We start from the raw sequence: 14,701 nt of genomic DNA on the forward strand, positions 1-14,701 counted from the left end.
CAGGGGTGCCGAACATCCGGGCGGTATGCGGGCGTGCCGATGAGGCCACCGGGAGCAGCCGACCAACGGTCGGCTCTACCGCCGGGGGCGGTGGATCAGCACTCGATGACGTTGACCGCCAGCCCGCCGCGGCTGGTTTCCTTGTACTTGTCCTGCATGTCGCGGCCGGTGTCGCGCATGGTCTTGATGACCTTGTCCAGCGAGACCTTGTGCTTGCCATCGCCGCGCATCGCCATGCGCGAGGCGTTGATCGCCTTGACCGCGCCCATCGCGTTGCGTTCGATGCAGGGGATCTGCACCAGGCCACCGATTGGATCGCAGGTCAGGCCGAGGTTGTGTTCCATGCCGATCTCGGCGGCATTCTCGATCTGGCTCGGGTTGCCGCCGAGCGCGGCGACCAGGCCGCCGGCGGCCATCGAGCAGGCCACGCCCACTTCACCCTGGCAGCCTACTTCGGCACCGGAGATCGAGGCGTTTTCCTTGTACAGGATGCCGATCGCCGCCGAGGTCAGCAGGAAATCGAACACGCGCTGTTCGTTGGCACCGGGGCAGAAGCGGTCGAAGTAATGCAGCACGGCCGGCAGCACGCCGGCGGCGCCGTTGGTCGGGGCGGTGACCACGCGGCCACCGGCGGCGTTTTCTTCGTTCACTGCCAGCGCGTACAGGTTGACCCAGTCCAGGGTGGTCAACGGGTCGCGCATCGCCGCTTCGGGCTTGGAGGACAGCTCGCGGTACAGCGCCGGTGCGCGGCGGGAGACATGCAGGCCGCCGGGCAGGGTGCCTTCCTGGCGGATGCCGCGTGCCACGCAGGCCTGCATGGCCCCCCAGATTTCACGCAGGCTCTCGCGGATCTCGTCTTCGGAACGCCAGCACTTCTCGTTCTCGAACATCATCTGGGCGATGCTCAGGCCACTGCGGGCGGTCTGCGCGAGCAGCTCATCGCCGCTCTTGAACGGGTAGGGGAGCGGGGTTTCATCGGGCACGATGCGGTCATCGGCCGCGTCATCCTGGTTGACCACGAAACCACCGCCGACGGAGTAGTAATCGCGCGTGGCGATCACCTGCTCGTCCGCACCGTAGGCCGTGAAGCGCATGCCGTTGGTGTGGTACGGCAGCTTCTGGCGCTTGTTCAGGCCCAGGTCGCGCTTCTCGTCGAAGGCGATCTCGTGCTGGCCCATCAGGCGGATGCGCTTGCTGCTGCGGATACGGTCCAGCGTTTCGGGGATGATGTCCGGATCGATCAGGTTCGGGCGCTGGCCTTCCAGCCCGAGCAGCACGGCCTTGTCGGTGCCATGGCCACGGCCGGTCAGGGCCAGCGAGCCATAGACGTCGGCGCGGATGCGCACCACGTCCTGCAGATGGCCCGGATCGAGCAGCCAGCGGTGCACGAAACGTTCGGCAGCCTTCATCGGTCCTACGGTGTGCGAAGAACTCGGGCCAATGCCGATCTTGAAAACGTCGAACGTGCTGACAGCCATGATTGCCAAACTGCGGGTATCGGATGGAGCGCTATTCTATGCTGTCGCAGGCGCCAGCCTTGAGTGCGGCGCAACATTTCCCAAGGTGGGTGGCCCGGTGTTTACCTTGTTCCAGCGTGATGACTGCCATTTGTGCGACCAGGCCTTGGCGGTGCTGGCGCAGGCCCGGGTGGCCGATCTGGACAGTGTGTTCATCGATGACGCCCCCGCGCTGGAGGCCCGCTACGGGCTGAGGGTGCCGGTGTTGCGCGATGCGCGGGGCCGCGAGCTGGACTGGCCGTTCGATGTGGCGGCGGTAGACGCCTGGATCCGGTAGAGCCGACCGTTGGTCGGCCGCCCGGGGGATCATCGTTGCGGCAGCCGACCAACGGTCGGCTCTACCTGTAGCCGGCGCGGCTTATTTTGCTTTCAGTACGACCTTGGTGCTGATCGCAGTCTCGTTCGGGATGGTCTTGGTGTCGGCCCAGTCGCCGCCGCCCACACCGAAGTCCAGGCGCTTGACCGTCGCCTTGCCGGCCAGCACCGGCTGCGCGCCCGGGGTCCAGGTGAAGGTGAGCGTGACCGGCTTGCTCACGCCGCGCAGCTCCAGGGTGCCGTCTGCGGCGTACTGGTTGTTGCCCAGCGAACGGAACTTGGTGGCGCTGTACTTGGCCTGGGCGAACTTGCCCACGTTGAAGAAGTCCGCGCCCTGCAGCGTGGAATCGCGGTCGCTGTTGCCACTCTTGGCGCTGGCCAGCGGAATGGTCACTTCCAGCTTGGCATCGTCCAGCTTGGCCGGATCGAAGCTGATCCTGGTGTCGAAGCCGGGGAAGGTGCCGGTAAACACTTCACCGTCGTACTTGGTGGCAAAGGCCAGCACCGAGCCGGGCGCCTGCACGTAATCGGCGGCCAGCACCGGGGCGGTGGCCAGCAGACCGGCCAGGGCGGCGGCGACCGCGGCGGGAGAGGTGAGCTTGATGTTCATGGTCAATCCTTCTGGGGGGAGGCAAGCCAGCGCTGCGGGAGCATGCGCGCAAGCGTGGCATCGCGTTGGTAAAAATGGTGGTAAAGCGCAGCACTGGCATGGGCCACGACCACCGCGATCAGCAGCCAGAAGCCCCACTCGTGGATGGCGTGGGAGATCTGGGTGACACGTTCATCGGGCGGGCTGAGTTTGGGCACATCGACCAGGCCGAACCAACGGAACGGGCGCAGGCCGCTGGCGGAGTCGTACAGCCAGCCTGACAGCGGAATGGCGAACATCAGCACGTACAGCAGCCAGTGCGTGGCCGAGGCGATGCGTTCCTGCCAGGTTGGCGTGCCCGGCACCGGTTGCGGGGCGCCGGCGTACAGCCGCCACAGCAGCCGGGTCACCACCAGCGCCAGCACGGTGATGCCGATCGATTTGTGCATGGTGTAGACCCAGAAGTACTTCGGGGTTTTGGGCAGTTCGCCCATGGTCAGCCCGACGATGCCCAGGCCGAGGATCAGTACGGCGATGAGCCAGTGCAGGGTCTGGCTGACGCCGCCCCAGCGGGTCGGGGTGTTCTTGGCGGTCATGGCGTAGTCTCCTGGACCGGCTGTGGGGTATCTGAGTCGATCGGCGGGGCCGGAGTTCCCGGCACATCGGCAGGGGCAGGATCGCCCGGGTCGCTCGCGCTGCGATCGCGCACGGCCTCCGCTTCGATCCGCAGCAGCACCTCATCGCCGATCATCGAGGCCCAGCCATCCACGCCGAAGGCACTGCGGCTGAGTGTGGCGGTGGCCGAGAAGCCGGCGGTGCGGCGGAACGGCGGCAGCGGATGACGCTTGAGCGCGTTGAGGGTGACCGCCAGCGTGACCTCGCGGGTCACCCCGCGCACGGTGAGCTGGCCGATCACGTTGGCGTGGGTGGGATCGATCGGTTCGACCCGGGTCGAGACGAACCGCGCTTGCGGGAAACGCTCACCGTCGAGCAGATTGCGCGCCAGCGTGGCCTTGTTCCATTTGTCATCGCCCAGGTCCAGGCGCTGGATCGGCACGCTGACCTCCAGGCGTGCCGTGCGCCAGTCGTCCGGGTCGAACAACAGCACGCCTTCGCTGCCGGACACGGTGCCCAGTGCGTGGGAGAAGCCGGCATGCTCCACCGCGAACAGCACGCGGGTATGCACCGGGTCGAGGCGGTAGCTGTCGGGGGCGGCGATGGCGAGCAGCGGCAGGGCCGACAACAGCAGCGAAAGGGTCAGGCGCTTGAGCAAGGCGCTGGCTCCATGAGGGTCTGGGGCGATCATACGCACAGCCGTGTCATGGGATGCAGCGTCATGGCTGCAACAGATCGTGGTGCGGCCGACAACAGCACGGGGCGCCCGTGCCGTGTTCCCTGTGCAGGACGGAAACAGCCCGTTCCATCCACGGCAGCCGACTCAGAATGCGGACACCGTCCTGATCGCTGTGTGACAATCCGCACCAACAGGGAGACCGGATCGATGAGCACGCGCCGCTGGGGTGCAGGCATCGTGCTGTTGGGGCTGTGGTTGTGCGCAGTGCCGCCAGTGTTGGAAGCCGCAGGGACATCGGCAGAAACGCCACGCTTGCGCCGTCTGGGCGCGGCCGAGGGCATGCCGTCGCGCATGGTGCTGGCGCTGGCCCAGGATCGCCAGGGCTATATCTGGGCCGGTACCGATGATGGCCTGGCCCGCGTGGACGGCGTTGGCCTGCGGGTGTGGCGGCATGATCCGGACGCGCCCGGCTCGCTGCCCGGCAACGAAGTGGAAACCCTGCTCATCGATCCGCAGGACCGGGTCTGGGTGGGCAGCAATGGGGTTGGCCTGAGCATGCTCGGCCCCGACCGCAGCGCGTTCGCGCGGTTCCCCGAGCTCAATGCCGCGTGCGAGGGCCAGTTCTGGTCGCTGGCCTATGCCGCCCAATCGCTGTGGATCGGCACCAACCAGCACGGCATATGCCGGCGCAGCGAAGACGGGGCGCTGGTCAGGTACCAGGCCGACCCGAGCGATCCGCGCAGTCTGCCCGACAACACCATCTACACCCTGTTGGCCGATCCGCAGGGGCGGGTCTGGGTGGGGACCTCCAACGGTGTCGCCCGCTGGGATGGCGACGGTTTCACCCGGATCGCGCCGGCCCTGCTGGGCGGCAAGAGCGTGTTCCGCCTGACCCGCGAGCCCGATGGCACGGTCTGGGCGGGCACCGAAGGCGGGCTGTTCGAGATCGGTGCCGATGACCAGGCCCGTCCGGCGCCCTGGAAGCTCAGCGCCGATGTACGTGCGGCCACGGTGATCCACGACCGCAACGGCGGCTATTGGCTGGGCACGGCCGATGGTCTGTACCGCGGCGATGCCAGCACCGCGCGGCTGCTCGCCGGTGATGCCGGCAGTGGCTTCCTGACCGCGCGCAGTGGCGTGCTGGACATGCTGCAGGATCATGAAGGCGGCCTGTGGGTGGCGATGCTGACCCAGGGACTGGCCTACCTCCCACCGGACTGGAAGCGTTTCTCCAGCTGGTACCAGCTTGACGGCAAGCCGTTGGACAGTGTGTACCTGCTGGGCGCGGCAGCGGCGGGGGACGACTTCTACATTTCCGGCGCGCACGGGCTCTACCGTCTCGATGTGCAGGGGCAGCTGCGCCAGATCGCCGACGACAAACAGATCGGGGTGGGCGCGGCGTGGTCGCTGTTGCCCCGCGAGGACGGCGCCGTGTGGATCGGTCGCGCGGGCCGTCTGAATCTGTACCAGCCGGCCACCGGCACACTGCGCGAATGGAAGATCGGCGGTGGCGCCGATGTACGCCAGCGCATCGATCTGATCCGGCAGGCACCGGATGGCGAGCTGTGGCTGTCGATCATGAACTTCGGCATCCAGCGCCGCGACGCCCGCGGCAACGTGCTCGATACGATCCGCAACGACCAGAACCGCGGGCTGACCGAAAATCCGGTCGAGCAGATGGTGTTCGATCCGCGCGGGCAGCTCTGGGTGATGGGCGACCAGATGGGGCTGATGCGGTGGCGCAACGACCGTTTCGAACAGGTGCCCGGGATTTCCCGCGGCAGCATCTACGATGCCGCCTGGACCGGCCCGGATGAACTCTGGCTGGCGCGCCAAGGCGCGCTGGAACGGTACCGCTGGGACGGGCTCAGCATGAGCCTGCGCGAACGCGTCGGCGCGGCCGAAGGGATGCCGGCGGTGTCGATGGGCGGGCTCGCGCTGGGCAGCCACGGGCAGGTATGGGCGACCACGCCACGCGGCTTGGTGTGCTGGCAGGGCAGCGAACGTCGATTGCGGCTGTATGGCGAACGCGACGGCTTGCCCGATGTGGAGTTCAGCAATCGCCCGCCCGTGCAGACACGCGACGGCCGGGTGCTGGCAGTGACCGCGACCGGGCTGGTTGGTTTCGATCCGGACGCGGCGGACATGGTGCTGCCGCCATCGCAGCTGGTGATCGACAGCGTGCAGGTGCGTCGTGACGATGCCGAGGGCCAGCAGATGCTGCCTCCGCAGGCACCGATCGTGCTGGGCCCGCAGGACCGCGACCTGATCGTGTCCGCGCGCCTGCTGTCGTTCGCCAACCCGCATGGCAACCGCTACCGCTACCGGGTGTCCGGCTATGACCAGAACTGGGTGATGCAGGCGGCCGATGGCGAGCGCCTGTTGTCGCGCCTGCCCGCCGGGCACTATCGCATCGAGGTGCAGGCCGCGACGCCGCAGGGCGCGTGGACGCCGCCCAGCACGCTGGACCTGGAGGTGCGCCCGCCATGGTGGCGCAGTGGCTGGGCGATCGTGGGCTATGTGCTGCTGGGCCTGATCGGGATCGCCGCGCTGGCGTACGTCGCACGTGCGCGCCTGCGCCGTCGCCAGCAATGGCAGCTGACGGTGCACAAACAACAGTTGGCCGAGCAGGCGTCACAGGCCAAGAGCCGCTTCCTGGCCACGCTCGGGCACGAAGTGCGCACACCGATGACCGGCGTGCTGGGCATGAGCGAACTGCTGCTGTCGACCCCACTGGATGAGGTGCAGCGGGGGTATGCCGGCTCGATCCAGCATGCCGGCAAACATCTGCTGCGGCTGGTCAACGACGCGCTGGATCTGGCCCGCATCGAGGCAGGGCGACTGGAGCTGGATCTGCGTCCGTTCGATCTGATGTCGTTGCTGGAGCAGGTGGAAGCCCTGATGGAACCGATGGCCCACCACCGTGGGCTGGCGTTCGAACGCAGCTTCAACCTGCCGGGTCCAGTGCAGGTCAGCGGCGATGAGATGCGTGTGCGGCAGATCCTGATGAACCTGCTCGGCAATGCGATCAAGTTCACCGAGCATGGCCATGTCGGCCTGGGGGTCGAACTGGGCGAGGAGGGTCGCGCGATCATTTTCGAGGTCTCCGATACGGGGCCGGGCATCAACCAGGACCAGCAGGAACGGTTGTTCCATCGCTTTGAACAGGCCGATGGCCCACGGACCGCATCGCGCTACGGTGGCAGTGGCCTGGGCCTGGCGATCTGCCAGGAACTGGCGGTGGCGATGGGTGGCCGGATCGAGATCGACAGCCGGCTGGGCGATGGCGCCCGATTCACCGTATCGCTGCCGTTGCCCTGGACCGTACAGCCGCTCGGCACGCCGCGTGAGGCGGGCCATGACACGCGCACGCAACTGCCGCCGCTGCGCATCCTGCTGGTCGAGGACGATGCCACCGTGGCCGATGTCATCGCCGGGCTGCTGCGCTCGCGCGGGCACGAGGTGGTGCACGTGCTGCACGGCCTGGCGGCGTTGTCCGAGGTGGCGGCCGACCGCTTCGACGTGGGTCTGCTGGACCTGGACCTGCCGGCGCTGGACGGCATCGCCATCGCGGGACAACTGCGTGCGATGGGCTATGAGCTGCCCCTGATCGCGGTGACCGCACGCTCGGATGCCTACGCCGAGCAGCAGGTGCTGGCGGCCGGATTCAACGGTTTCCTGCGCAAGCCGGTGACCGGTGACATGCTGATCGATGCGATCGTGCAGGCGCGCGCCGGGAAGTCGCCCCGACACTGATCAGCCGAAGCACAGCGCGCACCGGTGCGATCAATGCCATGCCTCGTAGTTTCTTTTTTGATCTGAAATTTGATTGATCGGACTGTGACCGGGTCCAGACCCTGCCAGCCCGCTTCGCGTGGCTTTGGCATACCTTGCTGTTCATGCAGGAGAGGACGGTCGGGGTACGCGTGGGGGGAGGCCGATCCGCACCGATGGGCCATCGCTGGGCTGCGGTGATGCTGGGTCTCGTGCTCTGGCTGCCGGTCCCTGTTCTGGCCGGCGATCCCGTCACGGCGCCCTGGCCCCGGCCGCTGGGCCCTGCAGACGCGTTGCCGACTGCGGCGCTGCGTGCGGTCGTGGAAGACCGCGACGGCTATCTGTGGTTCGCCAGCGACGATGGACTGCTGCGCTTTGATGGTCATCGTTTCAGCGCGTGGCGAAGGGAGCAGGGGCTGCCGGATGTGGACGTGCGCGCGCTGCATCTGGATGCGCAGGACCAGCTCTGGCTGGCGACCGCCTCGCAGGGCCTGCTGACGCTGTCTGCTGATCGCCGCGTGATCCAGAGCATGCCGGGCAATGGCGCGGTGGTCCTGCCCCGCATCGGCGTCGAGCAGATCACCAGCACCCCCGACGGTGTGGTGTGGGTGGGTACCCTCGACGATGGCCTGTTCGCACGGCATCCGGACGGCCGCTGGCAACGCGTGCCGTTGCAGCTGCACGGTGGCCCGGTGCGCCGGGTGACTGCCCTGGTCACCGACCACCAGGGACGGCTCTGGATCGGGACGCCGGCGGGGGCACTGCGGCGTGAGGAACATCGTTTCATCCAGGTACCGCTGCACGATGACCAGCACGTTGACGTGCACGTGCTCTGGCCCGATCCGGACGGCGGGGTGTGGGTGCACACACCGCAGGGCGTGCACCGGTGGCGCGATGGCGAGCTGCATCGGATGCCGGAGGGCACGGCGATGCCGGTGCTGCGCAGTACCGCGGGCGACCTCTGGAGCGCCGGCGCAAGCGGACTGCGACTTCACGCGCGCGGGCAGGCGCCGCAGCCGGTGCCGCTGCGTGGATACGCCGGCGCCGTGATGAGCACGGCTGCGGTCAGCCATGCCCTGGAGGACCGGGTCGGCGGCCTGTGGTGGGTCGGCCGCGGCGAGGGCCTGTGGCACCTGCCCGCGCGGTGGCGCCAGTTCACGCTGCTGGCGGCCGCCCGTGATGGTTGGCCCGGACTCGATGGCGACCACGTGCTGGCCCTGGCGCCCTCCCATGGCAGGCGGGTGTGGATCGCCGGCGATCGCGGGCGCCTGCAGCGTGTTGACACGGTGAGCGGGCGCAGCGACCTGGGCGTCGACTACCGCCCCGATCACCTGCGTGCGGGCACCGTGGCCATCGCCGAAGACCGTCGCGGCCAGGTATGGGTGGCCAGTGGCAATACGTTGTCGCGCTACCTGCCGGGCAGCGGTGGCCGCCGTCACTGGTTGCTGGGCGTGGGCGGCGACGCGGGGAGGGTCGATCTGCAGGCCTGCAGCGATGGATCGTTGTGGCTCGGGCGTGCCGACCGCATCCAGCGACGCGATGCCGACGGTGTGCTGCAGTTGTCCGCCGCGCCGCACACCCTCGGGCTGGTGCCGCCGAGCCATGGCCCCCAGTTGCTGTGCAATGACGATGGCCGGCTGTGGGCAACCGACCGCAGCGGCGTCAAACGCTGGCTGCCGGCGCAGGAACGCTTCGCGGTCGTGGAGGGAGCGCCGCGCGGCGAAGTGGGGGCGATCGCCCGCGGCGAGGATGGCCACTACTGGATCAGCAGCCTCGGGGTACTGCGGCGCTACCGCTGGGATGGCCAGCAGCTGCGCAAGACGCACAGCTTCGGCCCTGCGCACGGGTATCCGCGTCTGCTGGCACGCGCACTGGTGGTCGACGCAGCGGGCGTTGCGTGGGCAGGCGATGCACGTGGCCTGGTCCGGGTCGACCCGCACGGCGGCGGCGTGCGCCACTTCGGCGGCGATGAGGGGCTGCCGGCGCAGGGCGTGCTGCCGCACGGGCTGGTGCGCACCGCCGACGGTCGGCTCGCCGCTGCGGTCAGCGAAGGCGGGCTGTTGCTGATTGATCCGGCCGGTGTCGCGGGCCCTGAGCGCGCCCCGGGCCTGGTCATCCATGCGATCACTGCTCGCCGTGGCAAGGCGCAGATCACGCTGCCGGTCGGCGCCGGCCCGGTGCCGCTCTCGGGTGCTGATCGGCATGTGCGCGTTGCCGCGCGGCTGCTCAGCAGCGGTGCGCCGTCGCACGTGCAGTATCGCTTCCGGCTGCAGGATCACGAGGCCCAGTGGGAGGAAAGTGATGCCACCGGCCTGCGCGTGTTCGAGCGACTTCCGGTGGGGCTGCAGACGCTTGAGGTGCAGGCCCGGCAGGGAAACGGCCGGGGGTCGCCGGTGCGCCGGGTGACATTGCAGGTGGTCCCGGCATGGTGGCAGGCGCCGCCGGCCCGGTGGGCCGCCGCGGCCGCGGGGCTGGGTGCGGTGTGGCTCTGGGGATGGCGCTTCCACGTACGCCGCGGTCGGCAGCGCCGCTGGCGCTGGCTGCGTGCCCGGCAGGGGCATGCCGAGCGCGCATCCGTGCAGCGCACCCGTTTCCTGACCACGCTGGGGACCCGCATCCGGGTACCGATGACCGCGGTGCTGGGGTGGAGCGAACTGCTGCTGCGCTCACCGCTTCCGCCCTCCCAGCGCAGCCGGGTCAACAGCCTGCACCATGCCGGTGAGCACCTGCTGCGGCTGATGGATGACGCACTGGATCTGGCCAGCATCGAATCAGGGGAACTGCAGTTGCAGCCGGCACCATTCGTGCTGCAGCGGATGATCGAAGCACTGCACGCGCTGCTGCTGCCGGTGGCGCAGGGCAAGGCGCTTGCGTTGGAGTGGCACAGCACGCTGCCGGCCTCGGCGTGCGTCATCGGCGATGCGCGTCGCCTGCGCCAGATCCTGCTCAACCTGCTCGGCAACGCGCTGAAGTTCACCGCGCAGGGAACGGTGCGGCTGGAAGCGCACGGCGGACACGATGGCCAAGGGATCGTGCTGCGGGTGTGCGATACCGGGCCGGGCATGACGCCGGCGCAGTGCCAGCGCCTGTTCCAGCGCTTTGAACAGGCCGATGGCGCGCAGACCGCGGCCCGTTACGGCGGCAGTGGGCTGGGATTGTCGATCTCACGCGATCTGGCAGTGGCCATGGGCGGTGATATCACCGTGACCAGCGTTCCCGGCCAGGGCACCTGTTTCCAGGTGGCGCTGCCCTTGCCGCGCGGTGAGCTCCCCACCGGCATCGTTGCAGCGTGTGCGCTGCCGGGGCCGGCTGCGGCCGGCGCACTGCGGGTGCTGGTGGTGTATCCCTCAGCGGTCGTTGCCGAGGTGCTGCTGGCCATGCTGGCCTCCCTGGGCCATCTGCCCACCCACTTTCCCGGCGCGGATGCACTGCCGCCCACCGCCGCGGACGGTGCGGGTTGGGACGTCATCGTGGTCGATCCCGCCCTTAGGGTGGATGGCGAACGCGTGGGGGCACGGCTGTCGCGGCGGTGGCCGGGGGTGCCACGGGTAGCACTGACTGCGCGTGCGGATGCCGCTGCGCAGCGCGAGGCGATCGCGGCCGGCTTCGAGCTGTTCCTGCGCCTGCCCGTGAGCCGGGCGGCGTTGGGCGATGGACTGGCCAGATGCCGGCGCAGCGCATGAGCGGCACGCCGCACCGCGGGTGCCGATGGGGGCGGTGGGGGCTGCTGGTCTGGCTGCTGCAGGCGTTTCCGGTGCTGGCGCTGCCCAGCCATGGCGTACGGATGACGACCGTCGACGGATTGCCGTCCAACGTGGTGCATCAGATCGTGGAGGACCGTAAGGGCTATCTCTGGTTCGCGACGGGCGACGGCCTGGCGCGCTATGACGGCAGCGGGTTCCGGATCTGGCGCATGGAACACGGCCTGGCCGACAACGTGGTGCGCAGCCTGGCCCTCGATGCTCGTGACCAGCTATGGATCGGCACCGGCAACGGTTATCTGCAGCGTCTTTCCGCTGACCGCCAGCAGTTCGCCCGGTGGGCGGGGCCGGCGGTACCCACGGTGGCGGCCAGCCCGATCCTGGCGATCCAACCCATGGACGATGGCAGCGTCTGGTTTGGTACCCGCGATGCCGGTCTGTTCCGGCTCGACCGCGATCACTTCCTGCGTCAGCACCTGCCGGCCGCTGGCGGTGGTGGTTTGCCGTCGGCACGGGTGGAGCGGCTCGTGTCCGATCCGCACGGCGGCCTGTGGATCGGCAGTGCCGCCGGGCTGGCGAGGTGGCAGCACGACCGGTTCCAGACGCCTGCGATGCTCGGCGCTTCCGCTCGGCCGGTGACCGCGCTCGGCCTGGATTCGCAGGGGCGGTTGCATTCCAGCACGGCCGAGGGTTCGCGGGTGCGGCAGCTGCCGTCCTTGCAACCCGTTTCCGGGCATCGCACACCGGCCCGTTGGCTCGGCGCGGCGCGGCGTGGCGGGGACTGGTTCGGCAATGGCGACCAGGTGTGGTGGCAGGATCAGCACGGCCGGAACCACCACGCACTCCAACTGCCCCGGCCGCACGGGCGCGAGGTGTCGCGCATCGGGCAGGCGTTCGAGGACCGGCAGGGGCGGGTCTGGTTGTCGGGAAGCCGCCAGGGCGTATGGCGACTCGGCGCCCAGTGGCGGCACTTCGAGCGTTTCGCCGCACCGGCCGGACCCATCGCCGGTGCGGCAGGCAGCCTGGCCCCGGCGGCAGACGCACACGCATGGTGGGCACGCGGCGGCACGCTCGCCCGTCTCTCGCCGGAGCAGGGCTTCTCCCCCGCGCGGTGGTCCTATGCACAGGATCCAGCACGTGCCGATCGCCACGTGGTGGTTGAAGATCCGCAGGGCGTGGTGTGGGTCTTCGCGGCGCCGTGGCTGACCCGGATCGATCAGCTGCGCCGGCGTCGGCAGCGCTGGCAGGTGGGGGCGGCCAGTGTGTCGCCGGGCACGTCGCCGCAGGCCGCGTTGCTGGCCTGTGGCGATCGCGTGTGGCTGGCCGGCAATGGTCGCGTGGAGCAGCGTGCGGGCGATGGCAGCGTTCTGGCCAGTGCTGCCTACGCGGCGGCGGGCCTGCGCCCGGGCGTGGCGGAGTTCGCGCTCCAGTGCAGCCCTGGCGGAGAGGTATGGTTGGGGGACGGCGAGGGTCTCAAACAGTGGCACGTGGCGGCCAGCCGTTTTCTCCCGGTGCCGGGCAGCGGCCGGCGGGAGATCGGCGCGCTGCATCTGGCCTCCGATGGGTGGCTGTGGGCAGCCGATGCGGAGGGCTGGTCGGCCTACCAGCATGCGCCCGGCCGCCCGCCTCACAGCCAACGGGTTGACGCGGCGCAGGGAGTACCGGCCGCGTTGCCACGCGGATTGAGCGGCGCCCCGGATGGTGCCTTATGGGCCACCACGGCGCGCGGGGTGGTGCGCCTGGCCCCGGAGCGCGGCAGTGCGCGGCTGTACACCGCCGATGATGGCCTGCCGCTGATGGTGTTCGATACTGGCCTGGTTGCTGCCGGAGCGCATCTGCTCGCCCTGGAAGCCAACGGCGATGTGCTCGCATTGCATCCGGCGGGCATGGTCGACGCCACGACGCCGGCATCGCTGGTGATCGACCGGGTGAAGGTGCGTCGACAACGGCGCTGGGTCGAGCTGCCTTCCACCGATCCACTGCAGCTCAACGCCGATGATCGCGACATCCAGTTGTCGGCGCGCCTGCTGAGCGGCCGGCCCGACGGTGTGAGCGGGTATCGATTCCGGCTGCGGGGCGAAGACCCCGAATGGGTCCGCGCCGGGCGACGCGGCGCGCGCGGCTTCCCCCGCCTGCCGGCCGGCGAGCATGTACTGGAATTCCAGGCACGTGACGTGGATGGGCAATGGTCGGCCCTGCAGCAGGTGCACCTGCACGTGGCCTACAACGGTTGGGCGCATCCCGGGGCGTGGGCGTTGCTGTGGCTGCTCGCCGCCAGTGCAGGCACGTTGCTGGTGTGGACGCTGAGGCAGCGGCGGCAGCGCGCGCTCGCCTGGCGGGCGGCCACGCGCCGCCAGGCACGTGCCGAGCAGGCCGCGCAGGCCAAGGCGCGCTACATGGCCACGCTGGGGCATGAAGTCCGGACACCGCTCACCGGCGTGCTTGGCATGAGCGAACTGCTGTTGGCCACGCCGTTACCCGCAGGCGCGCGCGAGCAGGTGCTGCATATCCAGCAGGGCGGGCGTGCATTGCTGCAGGTGGTGGACGAGGCGTTGGAGATGGCCAGGCTGCAGGCCGGCAAGGTGATGCTGCATCCACGGGGCTTTGCCATCGGTCCGTGGTGGGACGAGGTACATGCCGCCGTGGCCGGGGGTCTGGAGGCGGGTGGCTGCCGCCTCGTGTTGGCCCCGCCATTGCAACCCGGTGCCAGCGCCGTGGGCGACCCGGACCGGTTGCGACAAGCCGTGGAACTGCTCGCGTGCGGGTTGGCAGAGCAGACCGGGGCTGTCCGGTTGACCCTGCGCATCGCTTGGCGGCCGGGCCGCAGTGGCCTGCTGCTGGATGTGCTCGCCGAACCGGGGGCCTGTCCGTCCCCAGCGCCGTTGCAGGTACGCGAGGCCTTGGCCGATGTCGACGTGCTGATCGGCGCGATGCACGGGCACCTGCGCGTGTCGCGGTTGCCTGACCATCGTTGGCAGGGGATGCTGAGTGTCCCGCTGGAAGGCTGCCAGGCGATCGGGCCCCACGCGACCGCACCGCAGGGCGATGCGCTCGATGCCCTTCAGGTCATGCTGGTGGAAGATGATCCGCTGGTGGCCGAGGTGGTCGGCGCACTGCTGCGGCTGCGCGGTCACACCGTCGTGCATGCCGCGCACGCGCTGGCGGCACTGACCGCGCTGGCCCGCCCCGGCACACAGCTGATGCTGTTGGATCTGGACCTGCCGGGCATGGACGGGCTGTCATTGCTGCGCCTGCTGCGTCAGCAGGGCCAACGCCTGCCGGTACTGGTGCTCACGGCGAGACGGGAGCCGGACCTGGAGATGCAGGTCATCGCCGCAGGGGCGGACGGTGTGGTGCACAAGCCGCTGCAGGGCGATGTGCTGCACGCGGCGATACAACGGCTCGCCTTGCCGCGCGTGGATCGTGCCGGCGCAGGGAACGGTTTACTATGCGGGGCGTTGCCCGACGACCGGGGTGGTCAGGGGTGACAGGCCCGTTTCGGGCGACGGCA

At 69.4% G+C, this 14,701-nt stretch carries 8 protein-coding genes; 4 read left to right on the top strand and 4 right to left on the bottom strand.

What is annotated here, in order from left to right; genetic code table 11:
* Positions 1–95: 95 nt before the first annotated feature.
* A complete protein-coding gene (locus tag HMPREF3113_RS05795; RefSeq protein WP_070471345.1) occupies positions 96–1,478 on the bottom strand; it encodes an L-serine ammonia-lyase in 1,383 nt (460 codons plus the stop codon).
* 97 nt (positions 1,479–1,575) lie between these two features.
* Between HMPREF3113_RS05795 and HMPREF3113_RS05800 the strand changes: the two genes are divergently transcribed.
* Positions 1,576–1,794 carry a glutaredoxin family protein gene (locus tag HMPREF3113_RS05800; RefSeq protein WP_070471416.1) on the top strand — a complete coding sequence of 73 codons (219 nt, stop codon included), beginning with the start codon at positions 1,576–1,578 and terminating at the stop codon, positions 1,792–1,794.
* Between the two features lie 81 nt (positions 1,795–1,875).
* On the opposite strand, the gene HMPREF3113_RS05805 is transcribed toward HMPREF3113_RS05800, so the two are convergent.
* Genes HMPREF3113_RS05805 through HMPREF3113_RS05815 form a run of 3 tightly spaced genes read right to left on the bottom strand, consistent with a single transcriptional unit; the run spans position 1,876 to position 3,727 of the window.
* Complete coding sequence (locus HMPREF3113_RS05805; RefSeq protein WP_019186059.1) at positions 1,876–2,442, bottom strand: YceI family protein; 567 nt, start codon at positions 2,440–2,442, stop codon at positions 1,876–1,878.
* 2 nt (positions 2,443–2,444) lie between these two features.
* Positions 2,445–3,017, bottom strand: a complete 573-nt coding sequence (locus HMPREF3113_RS05810) for a cytochrome b (RefSeq protein WP_070471347.1) — start codon at positions 3,015–3,017, stop codon at positions 2,445–2,447.
* Entirely contained in the window at positions 3,014–3,727 is a 714-nt protein-coding gene (locus HMPREF3113_RS05815; protein ID WP_070471349.1) for a YceI family protein, read from the bottom strand. Before HMPREF3113_RS05815 ends, HMPREF3113_RS05810 begins: the two co-directional genes overlap by 4 nt.
* 195 nt (positions 3,728–3,922) lie before the next feature.
* Between HMPREF3113_RS05815 and HMPREF3113_RS05820 the strand changes: the two genes are divergently transcribed.
* The 3 genes from HMPREF3113_RS05820 (at position 3,923) to HMPREF3113_RS05830 (ending at position 14,678) form a co-directional block, all read left to right on the top strand.
* On the top strand, positions 3,923–7,471 hold the full coding sequence (locus HMPREF3113_RS05820) for a hybrid sensor histidine kinase/response regulator (RefSeq protein ID WP_070471351.1): 3,549 nt from the start codon (positions 3,923–3,925) through the stop codon (positions 7,469–7,471).
* Between the two features lie 194 nt (positions 7,472–7,665).
* The gene (locus tag HMPREF3113_RS05825) at positions 7,666–11,172 is read left to right on the top strand and encodes a sensor histidine kinase (RefSeq protein WP_070471352.1); all 3,507 of its coding nucleotides are present in this window, start codon (positions 7,666–7,668) and stop codon (positions 11,170–11,172) included.
* Positions 11,154–14,678: a response regulator gene (locus tag HMPREF3113_RS05830; RefSeq protein WP_070471355.1), complete on the top strand. Its 3,525-nt coding sequence runs from the start codon at positions 11,154–11,156 to the stop codon at positions 14,676–14,678. Before HMPREF3113_RS05825 ends, HMPREF3113_RS05830 begins: the two co-directional genes overlap by 19 nt.
* Positions 14,679–14,701 lie beyond the last annotated feature (23 nt).

The sequence above is a fragment of the Stenotrophomonas sp. HMSC10F06 genome, from assembly GCF_001807865.1.
In the GTDB taxonomy this organism is placed as follows: Bacteria; Pseudomonadota; Gammaproteobacteria; order Xanthomonadales; family Xanthomonadaceae; genus Stenotrophomonas; species Stenotrophomonas bentonitica_A.

What these genes read in the sequence shown, in the direction of transcription:
- HMPREF3113_RS05795 (WP_070471345.1), bottom strand. Translation starts at nt 1,478, where the DNA reads ATGGCTGTCAGCACGTTCGACGTTTTCAAGATCGGCATTGGCCCGAGT.
- HMPREF3113_RS05805 (WP_019186059.1), bottom strand. Translation starts at nt 2,442, where the DNA reads ATGAACATCAAGCTCACCTCTCCCGCCGCGGTCGCCGCCGCCCTGGCC.
- HMPREF3113_RS05810 (WP_070471347.1), bottom strand. Translation starts at nt 3,017, where the DNA reads ATGACCGCCAAGAACACCCCGACCCGCTGGGGCGGCGTCAGCCAGACC.
- HMPREF3113_RS05815 (WP_070471349.1), bottom strand. Translation starts at nt 3,727, where the DNA reads ATGATCGCCCCAGACCCTCATGGAGCCAGCGCCTTGCTCAAGCGCCTG.
- HMPREF3113_RS05820 (WP_070471351.1), top strand. Translation starts at nt 3,923, where the DNA reads ATGAGCACGCGCCGCTGGGGTGCAGGCATCGTGCTGTTGGGGCTGTGG.
- HMPREF3113_RS05825 (WP_070471352.1), top strand. Translation starts at nt 7,666, where the DNA reads ATGGGCCATCGCTGGGCTGCGGTGATGCTGGGTCTCGTGCTCTGGCTG.
- HMPREF3113_RS05830 (WP_070471355.1), top strand. Translation starts at nt 11,154, where the DNA reads ATGCCGGCGCAGCGCATGAGCGGCACGCCGCACCGCGGGTGCCGATGG.